The organism is Methylobacterium amylolyticum, from assembly GCF_030700245.1.
In the GTDB taxonomy this organism is placed as follows: domain Bacteria; phylum Pseudomonadota; class Alphaproteobacteria; order Rhizobiales; family Beijerinckiaceae; genus Methylobacterium.
Genome location: NZ_JAUYZI010000005.1, coordinates 173,363 through 191,991 on the forward strand (window position 1 = coordinate 173,363; position 18,629 = coordinate 191,991).

An 18,629-nucleotide genomic window follows, 5' to 3' on the forward strand; every position below is an offset into this window, starting at 1 on the left:
AGCGCGCATGCGCACGCACCCATCTAAGCATTAACCATACATTGTGGGAGGAAAGTCCCTCCCGTAGAGCCCAGCCCTCTAGGGAATGGGCATGGACTGCCCGTGCTCCGTCCCGGGCTCACCGCTTGCTCCGTCATCGGGGAGAGCCGCGTCCGAAGCGTGTTTCGTTCCAGACCGGCACACCCATCCGATCAAGACGGGACGTGGCGTATCAAATGTTCCACGAGCGGGTCCCCCAGGCGTACCAACCGCTGCCGACCTCGGCGGAGCGCAGGCGCAGCGTGTGGACGGCGCTGCTGCCGCGCCGCAGCCGCGGGCTCGCGCGCATCGCGCTCTCGGCCTCGGTGGCCCTGGCCGACGTGGCCGCCATCGTCGCGGTCGCGCTGCTGGTCGAGTTCGCCTACTTCCTGATGTTCGCCGACGCGCCCGTCTGGGTGACGGAGGTGCGCGGGCTGCACCTGGCCGGGCTGCTCAGCCTCGTCATCGTCGCCACCAACGCCCTGCGCGAGGAGTACGGCCTCGACGTCATCGCGGCGGGCAAGCCGAACCTCCAGCGCATGGTCTCGCTGTGGCTGGTCGCCTGGGCTGGCGTGCTCGTCGTCGGCTTCCTCACCAAGACGACGAACGACTACTCGCGCCTCGTCTCCGTGAGCGTGTTCCTCCTCGGCCTGCCGGCCCTGGCGCTGACCCGGGCCGCGGTGACGCGCCGCGTGCGCGAGGGCCTGAAGGCCGGTTCGGCCCCGGTCAGCCGCGTCCACCTCGTCGGCTACGAGGACGACATCGCCCGGTTCTACGCGGGCAACGAGGCCGCCGACCTCGGCCTGCGGGTGGTCGGGACGAGCTACCTGCGCCGCCCCGATCCCGGCGCCGACGCCGCCTCCCGCCACGAGCAATTGCAGGAGGATCTCGATCTCGCGGTGTCGGTGGTGCGCTTCCTGCGCCCGGACGACGTGTTCGTCCTCGTCCCCTGGGTGGAGACCGCCGAGGTCGAGCGCTGCATCGACGCCTTCCTGCGCGTGCCCGCCGCCCTGCACCTGCGCCCCGGCACGGTGCTCGACCGGTTCCCCGACATGCAGGTGGCCCGCGTCGGTCGGCTGTCCGGCATCAATATCGGCCGGCGCCCGCTGAACTTCGGCGAGGTCGTCATCAAGCGCGTCCTCGACCTGACGCTCGCCGCGATCGCGCTCCTCGCGCTCGCGCCGCTGCTGGCGGTGATCGCCCTGCTGATCAAGCTCGACAGCCCCGGCCCGGTGTTCTTCCGGCAGAAGCGCTACGGCTTCAACCAGCAGCCGTTCGGCGTCTTCAAGTTCCGCTCGATGAGGGCGGAGCAGAACGCCGTGTTCCGGCAGGCGACCCGCGGGGACAGCCGCATCACGAGGATCGGGGCGATCCTGCGCCGCACCAACCTCGACGAGCTGCCCCAGCTCCTCAACGTGGTGAAGGGGGAGATGTCGCTGGTCGGGCCGCGCCCGCACGCCCTGGCCCACGACCGCAGCTTCGAGCGGCGCATCGCCCTCTACGCCCGGCGCCACAACGTGAAGCCCGGCATCACCGGCTGGGCGCAGGTGAACGGCTTCCGCGGCGAGACGCAGACCGACGCCGCCATGCAGGGGCGCGTCGAGCACGACCTCCACTACATCGACAACTGGTCGATCTGGTTCGACATCCAGATCATGATCCAGACGGTGATCTCCCGCCGCGCCTACCGCAACGCCTTCTGACCACGCGGGCTCGCCACCGGGGCGGACCTCGCCACCGCGGCGGATTCCGGCTCAGCCCGCCCGCTCGCGCTCCAGGCAGGCTCCGCAATCGCCCTCGACCTCGAGGATGCTGTGGGACGGGCGGAAGCCCGCTCGCTCGAGCGTCCGCCCGAGGCCGCGCTCGACCTCGCGCGAACTCGTCTCGTCCACCCCGCCGCAGGTCCGGCAGATCAGGAACACCACGCCCTCGCCGGGCCCGTGCGCGTGGGCGCAGGGGATGAAGGCGTTGCGGCTGGCGATGCGGTGGACCAGCCCCTGCTCCATCAGGAAGTCGAGGGCCCGGTAGACCGAGACCGGGGCGACGCGCCGACCCGGCCGGCTCAGGCGCTCAGCCACGTCGTAGGCGCCCTGCGGCCGCTCGGCGGCCGCCACCGCCTCCAGCACCTCGCGGCGCAGGGGCGTGAACTGCAAGCCGCGCTCGCGGCACAGGGCCTCGCCCCGCGCGAGCACGGCGCCGGGATCGGCCCCGCAGGCGTGCGGGTCCGCGCCCGCGTCCGAGCCTGCATGACGGTGCATGGCCACTCCAACCCGATCGGCCGCCGGTTGTCCGGCGGGTTTGTTACAGTGTATCACCCCCGCCGGGGACCGCACCAGGGCCCCCGCAGGCGCCCCGCGCCGGGCGAGCCGCCCGAGACCCCGCTCTGACGAAGCTGCCCGTGCCACCGCACCCCCGTCACGCCGCCGTCGCCCCCCGGGCCTCGCTGTTCAGCGGCGGTGCCGGCCCGCGCCTCGCGCTCGCCGCCGGCCTCTCCGGACTGGTCTGGCTGGCGATCGCCTGGGCGCTGTCCGCGTGACGCCCCCGATCCGCCTCGTGGGCCTGACGCTGGGCTACGACCGGCACCCGGCCGTCCACCACATCGACGGCACGGTCCGGGCCGGCGACCTGCTGGCGCTCACCGGCCCGAACGGGGCGGGCAAGTCCACCCTGCTGAAGGCGCTGGCGGGGGAGATCCGTCCGCTCGACGGCCGGATCGAGCGGGCTGAACCGGTCGCCTACCTGCCCCAGGCCGACGAAATCGACCGGAGCTTCCCCCTCAGCGTTCTGGACCTGGCGGCGATGGGCCTGTGGCGCCGCCTCGGGCCCTGGCGCGGCCTCGGGCGCCACCGGGACGCGGTGATCGCCGCGCTCGGCGCGGTCGGGCTGTCGGGGTTCGAGGCGCGGCCGATCGGCACCCTGTCGGGCGGCCAGTTCCGCCGCGCCCTGTTCGCCCGGCTCATTCTCCAGGATTGCCGCCTGATCCTCCTCGACGAGCCGTTCACCGGCATCGACGCCCGCACCGTCGAGGACCTTCTCGCCCTGATTCGGGCCTGGCACGGCGAGGGGCGCACGGTGATCGCCGCCCTGCACGACCTCGCCCAGATCCGCGCCCACTTCCCGCAGACCCTGCTGCTGGCGCGCGAGCCCGTGGCCTGGGGCGCCACGGCGCGCGTGCTCACCCCGGAGCATCTCGGGCGCGCCCGGCGCCTGTCCGAGGCCTGGGACGAGGACGCGCCCGTCTGCGACGGCGCCCGGCACGCCGGGCGCGTCGGCCAGGGGGATGAGCGCGGCCACGGTCCGCGGGAGGACGCCGCGTGAGCGATCCGGTGACCGCGCTCGTCGGACCGTTCATCGAGTTCGGCTTCATGCGCCGGGCGCTCGCGGGCTGCCTCGCACTCTCGGTCTCGGCGCCGCCGGTCGGGGTGTTCCTGATGCTGCGGCGCATGAGCCTGATGAGCGACGCGATGAGCCACGCCATCCTGCCCGGCGCCGCGGTCGGCTTCCTGGTGGCCGGCCTGTCGCTGCCGGCGATGACGCTGGGCGGCCTCGTCGCCGGGCTCGCGGTGGCCGGGCTCGCGGGCGCCGTCACCCGCACCACAGCGCTGCGCGAGGACGCGAGTCTGGCCGCCTTCTACCTGATGTCCCTGGCCGGCGGCGTGATGCTGGTCTCGGCGCGCGGCTCGCAGATCGACCTGCTGCACTTCCTGTTCGGCTCGGTGCTCGCCCTCGACGACGCCGCCCTCACCCTCCTCGGCGGCATCGCGACGGTGACGCTCGCGGTCCTCGCGCTGATCTACCGGCCGCTGGTGATGGAGTGCGTCGACCCGCTGTTCCTGCGCACCGTGAGCCGGGCGGGCGGGCCGGCGCATTTCGCCTTCCTCGGGCTGGTGGTGATCAACCTCGTCGGCGGCTTCCAGGCGCTCGGGACCCTGCTGGCGGTGGGGCTGATGCTGCTGCCGGCGGTGGCGGCGCGGTTCTGGGCGCGCGACCTCGGCGGGCTCATCGCCGCCTCGGTGCTGATCGCGGTGCTGGCGAGCCTGTCGGGCCTCAGCCTGTCCTACCACCTCGACCTGCCGAGCGGCCCGGCGATCGTGCTCGCGGCCGGCGCGCTCTACCTCGCCTCGATGCTGGCCGGCCCCCAGGGTGGCCTGCTCCGCCGCCTCGTGCGCGGCCGCCACCTGGAGGCGTGACGCCGGTCGGGGTGTCGAGAGGGCGAGCCCTCTCGCGAGTCCAGGGCGGAGCCCTGCGGCGTGCCGGCAGTCAGTCCGCCCCGACCAGTGCGGCGAGGCCCTCGCGATACGTGGGATAGGCCAGCCGCACGCCGAGTTCCTCGCGGATCAGCCGGTTCCGCACGCGCTTGTTCTCGCCGTAGAAGCTGCGCGCCATCGGCGAGAGGTCGGCGGTCTCGAAGTCGACCGCGGGCGGCAGCGGCAGGCCGGCCAGCGCCGCGGCGTGCTCGGTCACGGTCTGGGGCGGGGCCGGCTCGTCGTCGGTGACGTTGTAGACCGCCCCCGGCCGCGGCCGGTCGAGGGAGGCCTTGAGCGTCGCGGCGATGTCGTCGACGTGGATGCGGTTGAACACCTGCCCCGCCTTGATGATCCGCTGGGATCGCCCCTCGCGCAGCTTGACGATCGGGTTGCGCCCCGGCCCGTAGATGCCCGACAGCCGGAACACCTGCACCGCCTTGCCGGTGCGCGCCCCGAGCGCGAGCCACGCCTCCTCCGCCTCCAGCCGGACCCGGGAGCGCGCGCTGCGCGGGGTGGCGGGCGTCGTCTCGTCGATCCACGCCCCGCCCTGGTCGCCGTAGACGCCGATGGTGGACAGGTAGCCGATCCAGCCGATCCGGCTCGCGGCGATCACCCCGGCGTAGGTCTTCAGGACGCCGTCGCCGTCTTCCGTGGGCGGCGCCGAGACGAGCAGCGCGTCGGTGTCGGCGAGGTCGGCGGCGATGCGGGAATCGTCCGCGTCCGGGCCGAAGGCGCGCATCGCGAAGCCAGTCTCGGCCGCGATCCGCTCCGCCTTGTCCGGCTCGGTGACGGTGGCGCGCACCTGCGCGAAGCGGGCGCGCTCCGTGTCCGCGAAGCGCCGCGCGGTGAAGCCGAGACCGAAGACGAAGAGATTCATGGTGGGCGGTGTCCCGGAGCCCGGCGGCCGCGTCAAGCCGGCGCTGTCAGGAGCCGCCCGCGCCCCCGTCCGACCCGCCCCCGTCCGACCCGCCTCCGTCGCCCACGCCGCCGCCGTCGCCGGAGCCGGTCTCGAACCCGCCCCCCATCGTGATCGGATCGCCGTCGAGCCACGCGAACAGCAGCGCGCACGCCGCGTGGCCGGCGAGCACGATGGCCGAGACTGCCACCCAGGCGAGGCTGACCAGCGCGTGGCCGCCGAACAGGCCCACGTAGGCGATCTGCGCGAGGACGAGCACGCCGACGTTGAGGCAGACGAGATAATGCACGAGCTGGCAGAGCGGCCGCTCCATCACCGCGTCGCCGGTCGTGCCGAACCCGAACCACATCGGCGCATCTCCCCGGCCGTGCCGCGGCGGGACGAGGGGCAACGGCGGGCGTCGCCGCAGGATCCCGGCCGCTCAGGCCGCCAGGGCGCGGTCCCACTCCGCGCGGACATGCGGATCGGCCTCTCCGGCCGCGTGGCGCGCGTGCAGGCCGCGCAGAACCTCGGCCCCGAGAAGCCGCCCGCAGGCCCACACCGCCATGCCGCGCACCAGCGGCGAGGCGTCGGCGAGTCGGTCGACCGCCGTGCCCGCGAGCCCCGGATCGCCCGAATTGCCCAGGGCGATCAGCACGTTGCGCAGGAAGCGGTCGCGGCCGGTGCGCTTCACCGGCGTGCCGGCGAACAGCGTCCGGAACGCCGCGTCGTCGAGGGCGGCGAGTTCGGCCAGCCGGGGCGCTGCGAGGTCGTCGCGGGCGGCCAGCCGCGCCTCGGCGGCGGTGCGAGCGAACTTGTTCCACGGGCAGACCGCGAGGCAGTCGTCGCAGCCGAACACCCGGTTGCCGATCGCCGCCCGGAATTCCTCCGGGATCGGGCCGGGGTGCTCGATCGTCAGGTACGAGATGCAGCGCCGGGCATCGAGCCGGTAGGGGGCCGGGAAGGCGTCGGTCGGGCAGATGTCGAGGCAGGCGCGGCACGAGCCGCAGCGGTCCCGGCCGGGCGCGTCCGGCTCGAAGTCGGCGCTGGTGTAGATCGCCCCGAGCAGCAGCCAGTTGCCGTGCGTGCGGGAGATCAGCACCGTGTGCTTGCCCTGCCAGCCGAGGCCCGCGGCCTCGGCGAGCGCCTTCTCCATCACCGGGGCGGTGTCGCAGAACACCTTCACGGGCTGGCCGCCCTTGGCGGAGAGGTAGCCGCCGAGTTCCTTCAGCTTGCCCTTCAACACGTCGTGATAGTCCCGGCGCCGGGCGTAGGCGGCGATGGCGCCGCGGTCGCGCCGGTCCAGCAGCGTCAGCGGATCCTCTTCGGGGCGGTAGCTCATGGCCAGCACGAGGACGCTGCGCACTCCCGGCCACAGGCCGGCCGGGCTGGCGCGCTGATCGGCCCGCTCGGCCATCCAGTCCATCGTGCCGTGGGCGCCCGCGGCGAGCCACGCGGAGAGCCGGCCGGGCAGCTCCGGCACCCGGTCGGGACGGGTGATCCGCATCCCGCAGAACCCGAGGTGCCGGGCCCGGGCCTCGACGAGGCGGCGCAGCTCGGCGCCGGCATAGGTCGGTCGAACGTTCAGAAATCCGAATCCGTCTAGAAGTCCGAGTCCGTCTAGAAATCCAGGTCCGCGTAGTGGGCGGCGGGCGCCATCCCCGCGACCCGGTCGGCGAGCAGGCTCCGGAACGCGGGGCGGGACTTCACCCGCGCGTACCAGTTGCGGGCCATCTCGTCCTCCTCCCAGGGCACGTCGCCGAGGTAGTCGACGCAGGACAGATGGGCGGCGGCGGCGAGATCGGCATAGGTCAGGGTGTCGCCCGCGATCCAGCGGCGCCGGGCGATCAGGTAGCCGATGTACTTCAGATGGTAGCGCACGTTGGTGCGCGCGGCGCGGATGGCGTTCATGTCGGGGGGGCCGCCGCCCTCGTGCGCGGACATGAAGCGCTTGGCGATCTTCTCGTTCACGAGGTAGCTCGTGACCTCGCCGTCGAACTTGACGAGGAACCAGTCGAGCAGGCGGCGGACTTCCACGCGCTCCACGGTGTCGTCCGGCAGCATGCGCCGCCCGGTGAGGCCGAGCCCCCGCGTCTCGTCGAGGTACTCGGCGATCACGCCCGCCCCCGGGATCACGAGGCCGGTCTGCTCCAGCAGCACCGGGGTCGTCCCGGCCGGGTTGATCAGCAGGAAGTCGTCGCGCCGCTCCCAGGGACGCTCCTCGAAGAACGTCGGCTCCATGCCCATCTCGGCGAGAACCAGCCGGATGAAGCGGGAATTGGCGCAGAAGGGGAAGTGGTAGAGGGTCGCCATCGAAGCCGCGTGGAGTCGGTCTGCCGGCGCGGGGCTTCCGCACGCGCCGTGCGCCCGGTCGGGGCAGGCACCGGCCGACGGTTATTACCCGTTCGTTGCCGCCCCCTTAACACGCGGCGCGGGAACCGGTAACCGCCCATCAACCCCGATCGACGATGGCTCGCCGGATCGGGATGATCGGCGGCGCGCGACCGTGCGCCGGACGCGGGGCTGAGAGAGAATGGATCCGACAAGCATCGGCAAGGCGGTCCTGCTCGCGCTCGTCGAGGGGGCGACCGAGTTCATCCCGGTCTCCTCCACCGGCCACCAGTTGCTGGTGGGCCACTTCATCGGCTTCCACTCGCCCAACAACACCTTCGAGGTGCTGATCCAGCTCGGCGCGATCCTGGCGATCCTGGTGGTCTATTTCCAGCGGCTCGTCGGCATCGCCAAGGCGCTGCCGCACAACCCGCAGGCGCGACGCTTCGTGCTCGGCGTGCTGGTGGCGTTCCTACCGGCGGCGATCATCGGCGGCATCTTCTCGAAGATGATCAAGGCCTACCTGTTCAACCCGTGGATCGTGTGCGCGACGCTGGTGGCGGGCGGGCTCGTGCTGCTCGTCATCGACGACACCGACCTCGACGTGAAGAAGACCGACGTCTACGACTTCACCCTGCCGATGGATCTCAAGATCGGCATCTTCCAGTGCCTCGCGATGATCCCCGGCGTGTCGCGCTCGGGCGCGACCATCGTCGGCGCGATGCTGATGGGCGCCGACAAGCGCTCGGCCACCGAGTTCTCGTTCTACCTCGCGATGCCGACCATGGCCGGGGCCTTCGCCAAGGACCTGCTCGACAATTACAAGAACCTCTCGGCCAACGACGCCGGGCTGATCGTCATCGGCTTCGTCGTGTCGTTCTTCGCGGCCCTGTTCGTGGTGCGCTTCCTGCTCGACTACGTCTCCCGCCACGGCTTCCGGCTGTTCGCGTGGTGGCGGATCATCGTCGGCGCGCTGGGCTTCGCCGGGCTCATCATCCTCGGGTAGGGCCGCATCCTCGGGTCGGCGCCCGCGGCACCGCTTGACCTTCCCACCGTTGGAACCCGCAAGGGTGCTCCCGGACCGGTGCACGGGAGGGGTGTGGGGATGCGGCGTTTCGTTTCGCTGATCGGGGCGGCACTGCTGCTGGGGAGCGCCGGAAGCGCGGCACCCCAGGCCGAGCCGGCGCATCGGCACGGACATCGGGCGGGTCACGCGGGCGGCCACGCGCACGGGGGCACGGCGCGGGGATCGGCCGCCGACACGCCCGCGACCCGGGACTACGAGGCGGCGCACGCGCAGATGATGCGCGGCATGGCGGTGCCCTATACCGGCGACCCGGACGTGGATTTCCGGATCCAGATGATCCCCCACCATCAGGGGGCGATCGACATGGCGCAGGTCGCCCTGCGGCACGCGCAGGATCCCTGGACCCGGCAACTGGCCGAATCCGTCATCGTGGAGCAGCAGCGCGAGATCGCCGAGATGCGGGCGTGGCTCGCGCGCCGGGGCATCGACGCCCCGGCCGGCGGGCAGCCGAGCCACGTCATGGGCGCCGACTCGTACCGGAGCCGGGGGTCGGAGGCCGGGACGCGCAGCGAGGCGGTGGGTCAGTCCTGGGCGCCCGGGCCGGGCGTGCGGTAGGGCGGCGGCTCCGCCGTCCGGGCGGGACGGCCCCCGCGGGCGATTGCGTCGGGCAGGTCGGCATGCGAGGCAGCGGCATGACCGCGGCGACCCAACCGCGGCCGGGACCGATGCCATGGAAGACAGACCGCTCGCCGACCTCTTCGAGCCCGCCGACCGCGCGCGCTGGCTCGGCCTCGTCGAGGGCGCGCTGAAGGGCGCCGATTTCGAGAAGACGCTGGTGTCGCGCACGAGCGACGGGCTGCGGATCGAGCCGCTCTACCCCGCCGCCGAGCCGGCCGTGCAGCCGGTGCGCGCCCCCGGGCCGTGGCGGATCGCCCAGCGCGTCGACCATCCGGATCCGGCCGCGGCCGGCGCGCAGGCGCTCACCGATCTCGAAGGCGGCGCGGACGCCCTGGTGCTCGCCTTCTCCGGGGCGCTCGGCGCCCGCGGCTACGGCCTCACCGCCCGGACCGTCGAGGATCTCGACGCGGCGCTCAAGGGTGTGATGCTGCCGCTCGTCGCCGTGCGGGTCGATGCGGGCGCGGGGGCGCTGGAGGCGGCGACGCTGATGCGGGATCTGGCCGCCCGCCGCGGTGAGGATCTGTCCGCCTACGAGCTCGACCTCGGCATCGACCCCGTGGGCACGCTCGCGGCCACCGGCAGCCTCGGCGCGGTGTGGGGCGAGATCGCCGAGCGGCTCGCCGCGGCGGTGTCCGAGCTGGAGGCGGCAGGCTTCCGCGGCCGGGCGTTGCTGGCCGACGGGCGGCCCTACCACGAGGCCGGCGCGGGCGAGGCGGCCGAACTCGGGGCGGTGCTCGCCACGGCGGTCGCCTACCTGCGGGCGCTGGAGGCGGCGGGCCACGATCTGGCGACCGCCCGCGACCGGATCTCGGTGCTGCTGGTGGCCGACGCCGACGAGTTCGTCACGGTGGCGAAGTTCCGCGCCATGCGCCGCCTCTGGGCGCGCGTGGAGCAGGCCTGCGGCCTCGATCCGAAGCCGCTGACGCTCCACGCCGAGACCGCGTGGCGGATGATGACCCGGCGCGACCCGTTCGTGAACATCCTGCGCGGCGGCATGGCGGCGGCGGCCGCCGGGATGGGCGGCGCCGACGCGGTCGCCGTGCTGCCCTACACGGCGGCGCTGGGCCTGCCCGACGCCTTCGCCCGGCGAGTGGCGCGCAACGCCCAGGTGATCCTGATCGAGGAATCCCACCTCGCCCGGGTCAGCGACCCCGCGGCCGGCGCGGGCGGCTTCGAGGCGCTGACGGCGGGGCTCGCCGAGGCCGCCTGGGAGGCGTTCCAGGCGATCGAGGCCGAGGGCGGCATCGTCGCCTCGCTCAGCGTCGGCAAGCTCCAGCGCCGGATCGAGACCGCCCGCGAGGTGCGGGCCAAGGCGGTGGCGACGCTGGCCGAGCCGCTGACCGGCGCGAGCGCCTTCCCCAACCTCGCCGAGCGGCCGGTGGCAGTGCTCGACGTGGCGCGAGTGACGGCGGGGCCGGCCTCGAATTTCGGCTCGGGCTCGGCGGTGGCCTGCGACGCCCTGCCCTCGCAGCGGCTCGCCGAACCGTTCGAGGCCCTGCGCGACGCCTCCGACGCGGCGCTCGCCAAGACCGGCCGGCGGCCGGCGGTGTTCCTGGCCAATCTCGGGCCGATCGCCGTCTTCAATGCGCGCGCGACCTTCGCGGCCAACGCCTTCGCCGCGGGGGGCATCGAGGCGCTGACGAACCAGGGCTTCTCCGATCCGCAGGCCCTGGCGGAAGCCTTCCGTGCCTCCGGGGCGACGCTCGCCTGCATCTGCTCGTCCGACAAGATCTACGCCGAGCAGGCGGTGGAGGCGGCGCGGGCGCTCAAGGCGGCGGGCGCGGAGACCGTCTACCTCGCCGGTCGGCCGGGAGACCTCGCCGATCCGCTGAAGGCGGCGGGCGTCCACGCCTTCCTCTACGCGGGCGGCGACCTCCTCGCCTTCCTCAACGAAGCCCTGCGCGCGGCCCTGCGCGCCCCGCCGCGGGCGGCCTGAGGCGGGCCCGCGCGGGAGCAACCCCGGCGCGAAGGCGCGCGGCTGTGAAAGCTCACAGGTGTGCTAGCGTGCCGGCTCCGGGCCGCCTCGCCCGGAAGATCGCCCCAGAGGTCGTCGCAACGCCATGATCCGCCCGCTGGCCCTCCTGGCCCTCGCCTCCTGCGCCGCGCCGGCCGACGCGTCGGAGCGGCGGGCGTCGGCCTCCGACCGGTTCGACGGCACGTGGACCGTCGTCATCCTCACCGAGGCGGGCACCTGCGACCGGGCGACCCGCTACCCGGTCCGGATCGAGGGCGGCCAAGCCCGGATCGTCGGCACCCCCGTCGCCATCGAGGGGCGCGTGACCGCGGACGGCGCGGTGGCCGGCTCGATCTCGAACGGTCTGGCGACCGCCCGGATCCTCGGCCGGCTCGCCCGGCGCGGCGTCGGCCGCGGAACCTGGATCGCCACCGGCGCCCTCGATTGCCGCGGCCGCTGGACCGCCGAGCGACGGGGCTGAGGGCCGGCCCGGATTTTGCCGCGGATCGTGCGATCATCCCCGCTCTTCAGCCCTCCTCCCGACGCAATCATGAGCGAGAGCTGAACGCGGTTCGGACACCCGACGAGGCCGTCGCCGCATGAAGACCCCGCTCCTCGCCACGCTCGCCGCGCTCGCCCTCGTCTCGACGGCGCAGGCGCGTCCGCACAAGCACCCGGCGAAGCCGGCCCCGAGCCCGGCCGAGACCGAGCGGGTGATGGCGCCGCTGCGAACTGCGGCGACCGACTGCTTCGCCGACACGGTGATGGCCAACCCGAAGGCCACCCGGCTCGCCCGCGCCGGGCGCTGGTACGAGGCCGCCGGGGTGACCGGCTTCCTCTGCCGGCCCGAGGTCGACGCCATGATCCAGACCCACGACCGGCTGTTCGGCGCCAAGACCGGCGCCCGCTACTTCAAGGGCGCCTACGCCCGCCATCTCGACAAGCAGCTCGCCGAGCGGCTCCAGCCGATGCTGGAGCGCAAGGCCGTGGCGAGCGCCGAGCCGCCGGCCGAGAAGGTCTCGAGCGAGGACGAGGCCCCCGGCAACTGACGGAACCGGGACGCGCGCCCCGCCTTCTCCGCCCGAGGAGACGGCGATGGGCTACGAGTTGCACTACTGGCCGATGATCCCGGGGCGCGGCGAGTTCGTCCGCCTCGCCCTGGAGGAGGCGGGCGCCCCCTACCGCGACGTGGCCCGCGAGGACGGCGACGACGGCGGCATCGCGCCGATGCTCGACCGCCTCTCGGATCCGGACGACCTGCGCCCGCCCTTCGCCCCGCCGTTCCTGCGCGACGGCGCCGTGATGATCGGCCAGACCGCGGCGATCCTGCTCTATCTCGGGCCCCGCCTCGGGCTCGTCGGCGACGTGGAGGCCGATCGGATCTGGACCCACCAGATCCAGCTCACGGTCGCCGACGCGGTGAACGAGGCCCACGACACCCACCACCCGGTCGGCGTCGGCCTGTACTACGCGGACCAGAAGCCCGAAGCCCTGCGCCGGGCGAAGGATTTTCGCGAGGCCCGCATCCCCAAGTTCCTCGGCTGGTTCGAGCGGATCCTGGCCGCGAACGGCGGCGCCCACCTCGTCGGTGCGGAGATCTCCTACGCGGACCTGTCGCTGTTCCAGCTCGTCGAGGGCCTGCGCTACGCGTTCCCAAGAGCGACGGCGCGAGCCCTGCGCGACGCGCCGCACGTCGCCGCCCTGCGGGAGGCGGTGTCGGAGCGGCCCCGGATCGCCGCCTATCTCGCGAGTTCGCGGCGGATCCCGTTCAACGAGGACGGGATCTTTCGCCGGTATCCCGAACTCGACGGCTGATCGCGCCTCACGCGGCTGCCGCCGGCGTGTCGCCCCGGCCCCGATACGACAGCGCCTCGGCCAAGTGCAGCCGCCGCACCGTGGCCTCGCCGTCGAGGTCGGCCAGCGTGCGGGCGACGCGCAGGGTGCGGTGGAAGCCGCGGGCGGAGAGGCGCATGCTCTCGGCCGCCTGCCGGATCAGCGCCGCCCCGTCCGCATCGGGACTCGCCACCTCCTCGATCAGCGTCGCCGGGCAGGTGGCGTTGGTGGTGGCGGCGGGCAGGTCGCGCGCGGCGTAGCGCGCGCTCTGCCGGGCGCGGGCCGCGGCGACCCGGGCGGCGGCCTCCCGCGAGCCCTCGGCGGGCGGCGGCAGGATCAGGTCGGCGGCGCTGACCGCCGGCACCTCGATCCGCAGGTCGATCCGGTCGAGCAGCGGGCCGGAGATCCGGGCCTGATACTGCGCCATGCAGCGCTCGTTCGGGCCGCGGCGGCAGGCGTAGCCCGGCTCCAGGCCCTGGCCGCAGCGGCACGGATTCATCGCCGCCACGAGCTGGAACCGCGCCGGGTAGGTGACCCGGTGGTTGGCGCGCGCGATCATCACCTCCCCGGTCTCCATCGGCTGGCGCAGGGAATCGAGCACCTGCGGATGGAACTCGGGCAACTCGTCGAGGAACAGCACGCCGCCGTGAGCGAGCGACACCTCCCCGGGCCGGGCGCCGAGGCCGCCGCCGACGAGCGCCGCCATGGAGGCGGAGTGGTGCGGCTGCCGGAACGGCCGGCGGTTCGACAGGGCGCCGCCCTTCAGTGCCCCTGCCACCGACTGGATCATCGAGATGTCGAGCAACTCGCGGGGCCCGAGCGGCGGCAGGATCGAGGGCAGCCGCGCGGCGAGCATCGACTTGCCGGCGCCGGGCGGCCCGTTCAACATGAGGTTGTGCCCGCCGGCCGCTGCGATCTCCAGGGCGCGCTTGGCGCCCTCCTGGCCCTTGATGTCGCGCAGGTCCGGGAGCGGGCCGGCCGCGCCCGCCACCGCCGGCTCCGGCCGGGCCATCACCTGGCTGCCCTTGAAGTGGTTGGCGAGCTGGATGAGCGAGCGCGGGGCCAGCACGTCGAGGTCGCCGCCGGCCCAGGCCGCCTCCGGCCCGGTCGCGGCGGGACAGATCAGACCGAGGCCGCGGGCGCCCGCGGCGATGGCGGCGGGCAGCACGCCGTTGACCGGGGTGATGGTGCCGTCGAGCGCCAGCTCGCCCAGGACGCAGTAGCCCCCGAGCGCGTCTTGCGGAATCGCCCCGATGGCGGCCATCACGCCGAGCGCGATCGGCAGGTCGTAGTGCGAGCCCTCCTTCGGCAGGTCGGCCGGGGCGAGGTTGACGGTGATGCGCTTGGCCGGCAGCGCCAGCCCCGAGGCGATCAGCGCGCCGCGCACCCGCTCGCGCGATTCGGCCACCGCCTTGTCGGGCAATCCGACCACGGTGAAGGTCACCGAGCCGGGGATGATCTGCACCTGCACGTCGACGGCGCGCGCCTCGATGCCCTCGAAGGCCACGGTGGCGACGCGGGTGACCATGGACGTGCCGTCTCCGGGCTCGATGCCCCGTGGCGGCCGGCCCACCTCAGGTGTGCGGCAAAATCGGGGCCGGCTCAAGCCGGGCCGTTCGCGTCCGCTGGAACCGTACCGGGATCACCGGGTTCAACCGCGACGAAAAACCGAACCGGAGACATCCATGCGCCGCCTCACGCCCCTCCTCGCCGCGGCCGCCCTCGCGATCGCCCTCGCGCCCGCCGCCCGCGCCGACCAGAAGCTGCCGCCGGAGCAGCAGGCCAAGGTCGAGGCGATGCTCCGCCAGGAGGGCTTCACCAAATGGGACGAGATCGAGCTGGACGACGGCATGATCGAGGTCGACGACGCGATCGACGCGGCCGGCAAGAAGTTCGATCTGAAGCTCGACCCGAACACCCTCGCCATCGTCAAGCGCAAGGCCGAGTAGCGGCCTCGCCCCGGCGGTCCGGCTTGCGTTCGCCGGGCCGTCCGGCCATATAGCCGGCGGGGGGTTGGCGGGGGACGTTTCACTCGCCAACCGGGTCAGGTCCGGAAGGAAGCAGCCCTAACGAGACCGAGCGGGTCTCTGTCCAGCCTCCCACCCTCTTCCGAGGCGCGACGACTCGACACCACGGCATGGACGCTTCGACCGGCACGCCTGACGACGAGCCGGGCCTGCCCGGGTTCGCGCCCCCCGCGAGCGCCCCGACGCCCTACCGGGTGCTGGCGCGCAAGTACCGCCCCACCAATTTCGACGACCTGATCGGCCAGGACGCGATGGTGCGCACGCTCGCCAACGCGTTCGCCGCCAAGCGCATCCCGCAGGCCTGGATGCTGACCGGCGTGCGCGGCGTCGGCAAGACGACCACCGCCCGCATCCTCGCCCGCGGCCTCAACTACGCCCGCGCCGGCGCCCCCGACATGGGCCCGACCGTCGTGATGCCGGAACTGGGCGTCCATTGCGGAGCGATCATGGAATCCCGGCACATGGACGTGCTGGAGATGGACGCGGCCTCGCACACCGGCATCGACGACGTCCGGGCGATCATCGACGGCATCCGCTACGGGCCGGTCTCGGCCCGCTACAAGGTCTACATCGTCGACGAGGTCCACATGCTCTCGGAGAAGGCGTTCAACGCCTTCCTGAAGACGCTGGAGGAGCCGCCGCCCCACGCCAAGTTCGTGTTCGCCACCACCGAGATCCGCAAGGTCCCGGTCACGATCCTGTCGCGCTGCCAGCGCTTCGACCTGCGCCGGGTCGAGGCGCCCACCCTGAGGGCCCACCTCGCCAAGGTCTGCGCCGCCGAGGGCGTGGCGGTGGAGGACGAGGCGCTGAACGCGATCGTGCGCGCCGCCGAGGGCTCGGTGCGCGATTCCCTGTCGCTGCTCGATCAGGCGATCGCCCACGGGGCCGGCGCGGTGACCGCGCAGGGCGTGCGCGACATGCTGGGGCTCGCCGACCGGGCCCGCGTCCTCGACCTGTTCGAGGCCGTGATGCGCGGCGCCGTGCCCGCCGCCTTCGCGGAGCTGCGGGCGCAGTACGATTCCGGCGCCGACCCCTCGGTGGTGCTGTCGGATCTCGCCGCCTTCACCCACCTCGTCACCCGCCTGAAGCTGGTGCCGGAGACCGCCGCCGATCCCTCCCTGAGCGAGACCGAGCGGACCCGCGGCGCGGAATTCGCGGGCAGGCTGTCGGTGCGGGCGCTGTCGCGGGCGTGGCAGATCCTGCTCAAGGCGATCCCCGAGGCGCAGGCCGCCCCCCGCCCGCTGGCGGCGGCCGAGATGGCGATCGTGCGGCTCGCCTACGCCGCCGACCTGCCGACCCCGGACGAGACCCTGCGCCGGCTGAAGGCGGAGGCCGCCGCGAGTGACGGCGAGGCGCCGCCGCCCGCGCGCCCCGCCCTGCCGCCGATCCCCGATCTGCGCGGCGGCTCGGCCGCGCTGGCCGCGGCGCCGCGCGTCGTCCCGGAGACGCGGCCGGCCCCGGTCGAGCGGCCGGTGATCGCCGAGCGGCCGGCGCCGGTCGCCGAGGCCGGGCCGCGGCTCGCCCGCTACGAGGACGTGGTGGCGCTCGCCGACGCGCGCCGCGCCATCCTCCTGAAGACCGCCCTGGAGCGCGACGTGCACCTCGTGCGGTTCGAGCCCGGCCGGATCGAGTTCCGGCTCGCGCCGGGCGGGCGGGCGAGCCTCGCCAACGATCTCGCCGCGGCGCTCAAGGAGTGGACCGGGGAGCGCTGGGCCGTCACCGTCTCGAAGGAGGCCGGCGCGCCGACGCTCGACGCCCGCGCCCGCGCCGCGGAGGAGACCCGCCGCGAGAACGCCGCCGCCGATCCGCTGGTGCGCGAGGCGCTGGCCCGCTTCCCCGGGGCCGAGATCGTCGACGTGCGCGAGACCGCCGCCGAGGCCCGGCCCACCGCCGAGCAGGAGATCCTGGGCGACGCCGACGCAGCCCGGGCTGACGAGGCCGAGGACGACGACCTGTAGAGCGCTCTCCGCCGAAGCGGATACCGGTTCGGCGCGAGAGAGCGCGTCAAAACGATGAGTCGAAGGGGCGCCGCCGTGGCGCCCGGCGAACCGCGTCACCAGATCAGCGACGAACCGAGACAGCGTGAGAAGGATCCCCGCATGCGCGACCTGATGGGCATCATGAAGCAGGCTCAGGCCATGCAGGAGAAGATGGCGGACATCCAGGCCGAGCTCGACACGGTCGAGGTCGACGGCGCCTCCGGCGGCGGCTCGGTGCGTGTGACGATGACCGCCAAGGGCCAGTTGAAGAGTGTCGGCATCGACCCGGCACTGATGGTCGCCGACGAGCGCGAGATCCTGGAGGACCTGATCGTCGCCGCGGTCAACGACGCGCGGGTCAAGGCCGAGCGGACGATGCAGGAGCGCATGGCGGAGCTGACCAAGGGCCTGCCGCTGCCGCCGGGGATGAAGCTGCCGTTCTAGGCAGATGCGCCCTCCCTCTCCCCTCTGCGGGAGAGCGACTGTCTGGGGTGTCAAGCGGGTTGGGGCAGAGCGGCACGGAGATCTCGGGCTTTTGCGTTGAGGCGCACGAGCAGCTTGTGGGCGAGGGCGACGCGGATGACCTTCTTGGGCTTGCCGGCTTGGCTCAACCGCTGATGGAAGGCTTGGAAGTCCGGTTCATGGCGGCGGACGATCTCGGCCACCACGAACAGGATGCCGCGCACGCTCGCGCGCCCGGCCCGGATCGGCCGCGGGCCGGTGCGGCGTCCGCTGTCGTTGGCCAGGGGGGCGAGGCCGGCGAGCTTGGCCGCCGCCTTGCCCGAGAGCGTGCCGATCTCGGGCATCTCGGCCATGAGCAGCGCCACCGTGCGGCCCGCCACGCCCTTGATCGTGCGGAACTCGGCCTCCAGCGCCGCCCAGAGCGGGTCGGCGGCGAGCGCTTCGGCGATCAGCGCCTCCAGGCGCCGGGTCTGCGCCGCGACCGCGGCCAGGATGGGCGCGAACGAGGCCAGGGCGTCCGGATCGGTGACGAGACGGGCTTGGTTGCTCTGGCTGACCTTGAGCGCGGTGAGCTGGCGCAGGCGGGTCACCAGGGCGGTCAGCCGGGCCTGCGCCGCCGAGGCGAGCGGGGTGGGCCGGACAGCCTTGACCTGCGCGTACCAAGCGATCAGCCCAGCATCGATCCGGTCGGTCTTCTCCAGCACGCCCATACCCTCGGCGAACCGGCGCACGGCGCGCGGGTTGAGCAGCGCGCAGGCGAGGCCCTCGCCCCAGAGCAGGCCGAACGCCAAGCGCTCGTAGCCGCCGGTGGCTTCCATGGCCACCACGTCGACCCGATGCGTCCGGCAGAAGGCGACGAGGTCGGCCAGACCCTCCGGCGTGTTGCGGCAGGTGTGTTCGGGCCCGTCCCGGCCCAGGCGGGCGACCAGGGTGTCGGCGCCGATGTCGACGCCACAGAGGATGCGTGTCACGGTGACCTGCCTTGTCCATGCGAGCGGCAATCGAGCGACTGTCCGGTCGTGCGTGACGAGGCGGCGTTCGGTCCCAAAGCTCTCCCACGGTTGTGGCCGGAGGGTGGGCGGGCGCCAAACGCCGCGCGCCGGGTGGGGTGGCCACCCCACCCGGCGCAGCCCCAATCTCAGCACATCACAGGGCCGCCTCCTAGATACAAGGGTGGC

The 18,629-nt window shown here is 73.5% G+C and carries 20 protein-coding genes and 1 other RNA gene; 14 read left to right on the forward strand and 7 right to left on the reverse strand.

Annotated features, from left to right (window positions below; genetic code table 11):
- The first annotated feature begins 215 nt into the window (after positions 1-215).
- Positions 216-1,721 (forward strand): undecaprenyl-phosphate glucose phosphotransferase, encoded by a 1,506-nt coding sequence (locus Q8W71_RS05985; RefSeq protein ID WP_305524442.1) that lies wholly within the window; start codon positions 216-218, stop codon positions 1,719-1,721.
- A 51-nt stretch (positions 1,722-1,772) separates the two neighbouring features.
- Here the strand turns inward: Q8W71_RS05985 and Q8W71_RS05990 are convergent, their stop codons facing one another.
- On the reverse strand, positions 1,773-2,276 hold the full coding sequence (locus Q8W71_RS05990) for a Fur family transcriptional regulator (protein ID WP_305524411.1): 504 nt from the start codon (positions 2,274-2,276) through the stop codon (positions 1,773-1,775).
- Positions 2,277-2,416: 140 nt separating this feature from the next.
- On the opposite strand from Q8W71_RS05990, the gene Q8W71_RS05995 reads away from it, so the two are divergent.
- The 3 genes from Q8W71_RS05995 to Q8W71_RS06005 are packed head-to-tail and all read left to right on the forward strand — an operon-like array spanning position 2,417 to position 4,208.
- A complete protein-coding gene (locus Q8W71_RS05995; protein ID WP_305524412.1) occupies positions 2,417-2,554 on the forward strand; it encodes a hypothetical protein in 138 nt (45 codons plus the stop codon).
- The gene (locus Q8W71_RS06000; RefSeq protein ID WP_305524413.1) at positions 2,551-3,336 is read left to right on the forward strand and encodes a metal ABC transporter ATP-binding protein; all 786 of its coding nucleotides are present in this window, start codon (positions 2,551-2,553) and stop codon (positions 3,334-3,336) included. The genes Q8W71_RS05995 and Q8W71_RS06000 overlap by 4 nt, the downstream gene beginning before the upstream one ends.
- A 47-nt stretch (positions 3,337-3,383) precedes the next feature.
- Positions 3,384-4,208 carry a metal ABC transporter permease gene (locus Q8W71_RS06005; RefSeq protein ID WP_305524443.1) on the forward strand — a complete coding sequence of 275 codons (825 nt, stop codon included), beginning with the start codon at positions 3,384-3,386 and terminating at the stop codon, positions 4,206-4,208.
- Positions 4,209-4,278: 70 nt separating this feature from the next.
- Here Q8W71_RS06005 and Q8W71_RS06010 read toward each other — a convergent pair whose 3' ends face one another.
- The 4 genes from Q8W71_RS06010 to Q8W71_RS06025 all read right to left on the reverse strand — a co-directional run bounded on the left by Q8W71_RS06010 (position 4,279) and on the right by Q8W71_RS06025 (position 7,473).
- A complete protein-coding gene (locus Q8W71_RS06010) occupies positions 4,279-5,142 on the reverse strand; it encodes an SDR family oxidoreductase (protein ID WP_305524414.1) in 864 nt (287 codons plus the stop codon).
- Between the two features lie 46 nt (positions 5,143-5,188).
- Complete coding sequence (locus Q8W71_RS06015) at positions 5,189-5,530, reverse strand: hypothetical protein (RefSeq protein ID WP_305524415.1); 342 nt, start codon at positions 5,528-5,530, stop codon at positions 5,189-5,191.
- A gap of 72 nt (positions 5,531-5,602) precedes the next feature.
- Complete coding sequence (queG, locus tag Q8W71_RS06020) at positions 5,603-6,715, reverse strand: tRNA epoxyqueuosine(34) reductase QueG (RefSeq protein WP_305524444.1); 1,113 nt, start codon at positions 6,713-6,715, stop codon at positions 5,603-5,605.
- 65 nt (positions 6,716-6,780) lie between these two features.
- Positions 6,781-7,473 (reverse strand): glutathione S-transferase family protein, encoded by a 693-nt coding sequence (locus tag Q8W71_RS06025; protein WP_305524416.1) that lies wholly within the window; start codon positions 7,471-7,473, stop codon positions 6,781-6,783.
- Between the two features lie 220 nt (positions 7,474-7,693).
- On the opposite strand from Q8W71_RS06025, the gene Q8W71_RS06030 reads away from it, so the two are divergent.
- From Q8W71_RS06030 to Q8W71_RS06055, 6 genes are all read left to right on the forward strand, one after another.
- Positions 7,694-8,497 carry an undecaprenyl-diphosphate phosphatase gene (locus Q8W71_RS06030; RefSeq protein ID WP_305524417.1) on the forward strand — a complete coding sequence of 268 codons (804 nt, stop codon included), beginning with the start codon at positions 7,694-7,696 and terminating at the stop codon, positions 8,495-8,497.
- A 99-nt stretch (positions 8,498-8,596) separates the two neighbouring features.
- On the forward strand, positions 8,597-9,133 hold the full coding sequence (copM, locus tag Q8W71_RS06035; RefSeq protein WP_305524418.1) for a CopM family metallochaperone: 537 nt from the start codon (positions 8,597-8,599) through the stop codon (positions 9,131-9,133).
- A gap of 115 nt (positions 9,134-9,248) precedes the next feature.
- Positions 9,249-11,132 carry a methylmalonyl-CoA mutase subunit beta gene (locus tag Q8W71_RS06040; RefSeq protein ID WP_305524419.1) on the forward strand — a complete coding sequence of 628 codons (1,884 nt, stop codon included), beginning with the start codon at positions 9,249-9,251 and terminating at the stop codon, positions 11,130-11,132.
- A 124-nt stretch (positions 11,133-11,256) separates the two neighbouring features.
- The gene (locus Q8W71_RS06045) at positions 11,257-11,631 is read left to right on the forward strand and encodes a hypothetical protein (protein WP_305524420.1); all 375 of its coding nucleotides are present in this window, start codon (positions 11,257-11,259) and stop codon (positions 11,629-11,631) included.
- A 118-nt stretch (positions 11,632-11,749) separates the two neighbouring features.
- Positions 11,750-12,199 (forward strand): hypothetical protein, encoded by a 450-nt coding sequence (locus Q8W71_RS06050; RefSeq protein WP_305524421.1) that lies wholly within the window; start codon positions 11,750-11,752, stop codon positions 12,197-12,199.
- A 46-nt stretch (positions 12,200-12,245) separates the two neighbouring features.
- The gene (locus Q8W71_RS06055) at positions 12,246-12,965 is read left to right on the forward strand and encodes a glutathione S-transferase (RefSeq protein WP_305524422.1); all 720 of its coding nucleotides are present in this window, start codon (positions 12,246-12,248) and stop codon (positions 12,963-12,965) included.
- A 7-nt stretch (positions 12,966-12,972) separates the two neighbouring features.
- Here Q8W71_RS06055 and Q8W71_RS06060 read toward each other — a convergent pair whose 3' ends face one another.
- A complete protein-coding gene (locus Q8W71_RS06060; RefSeq protein ID WP_305524423.1) occupies positions 12,973-14,511 on the reverse strand; it encodes a YifB family Mg chelatase-like AAA ATPase in 1,539 nt (512 codons plus the stop codon).
- A 157-nt stretch (positions 14,512-14,668) separates the two neighbouring features.
- Between Q8W71_RS06060 and Q8W71_RS06065 the strand changes: the two genes are divergently transcribed.
- From Q8W71_RS06065 to Q8W71_RS06080, 4 genes are all read left to right on the forward strand, one after another.
- On the forward strand, positions 14,669-14,932 hold the full coding sequence (locus Q8W71_RS06065; RefSeq protein WP_305524424.1) for a PepSY domain-containing protein: 264 nt from the start codon (positions 14,669-14,671) through the stop codon (positions 14,930-14,932).
- Between the two features lie 57 nt (positions 14,933-14,989).
- Positions 14,990-15,088: signal recognition particle sRNA small type (gene ffs, locus Q8W71_RS06070), an RNA gene on the forward strand.
- Between the two features lie 32 nt (positions 15,089-15,120).
- Positions 15,121-16,968, forward strand: coding sequence for a DNA polymerase III subunit gamma/tau (locus Q8W71_RS06075; RefSeq protein ID WP_305524425.1), 1,848 nt, complete (start codon positions 15,121-15,123; stop codon positions 16,966-16,968).
- Between the two features lie 141 nt (positions 16,969-17,109).
- Entirely contained in the window at positions 17,110-17,433 is a 324-nt protein-coding gene (locus tag Q8W71_RS06080) for a YbaB/EbfC family nucleoid-associated protein (protein ID WP_305524426.1), read from the forward strand.
- A gap of 50 nt (positions 17,434-17,483) precedes the next feature.
- Here Q8W71_RS06080 and Q8W71_RS06085 read toward each other — a convergent pair whose 3' ends face one another.
- Positions 17,484-18,422: an IS110 family RNA-guided transposase gene (locus Q8W71_RS06085; RefSeq protein WP_305524427.1), complete on the reverse strand. Its 939-nt coding sequence runs from the start codon at positions 18,420-18,422 to the stop codon at positions 17,484-17,486.
- Between the last annotated feature and the right edge of the window lie 207 nt (positions 18,423-18,629).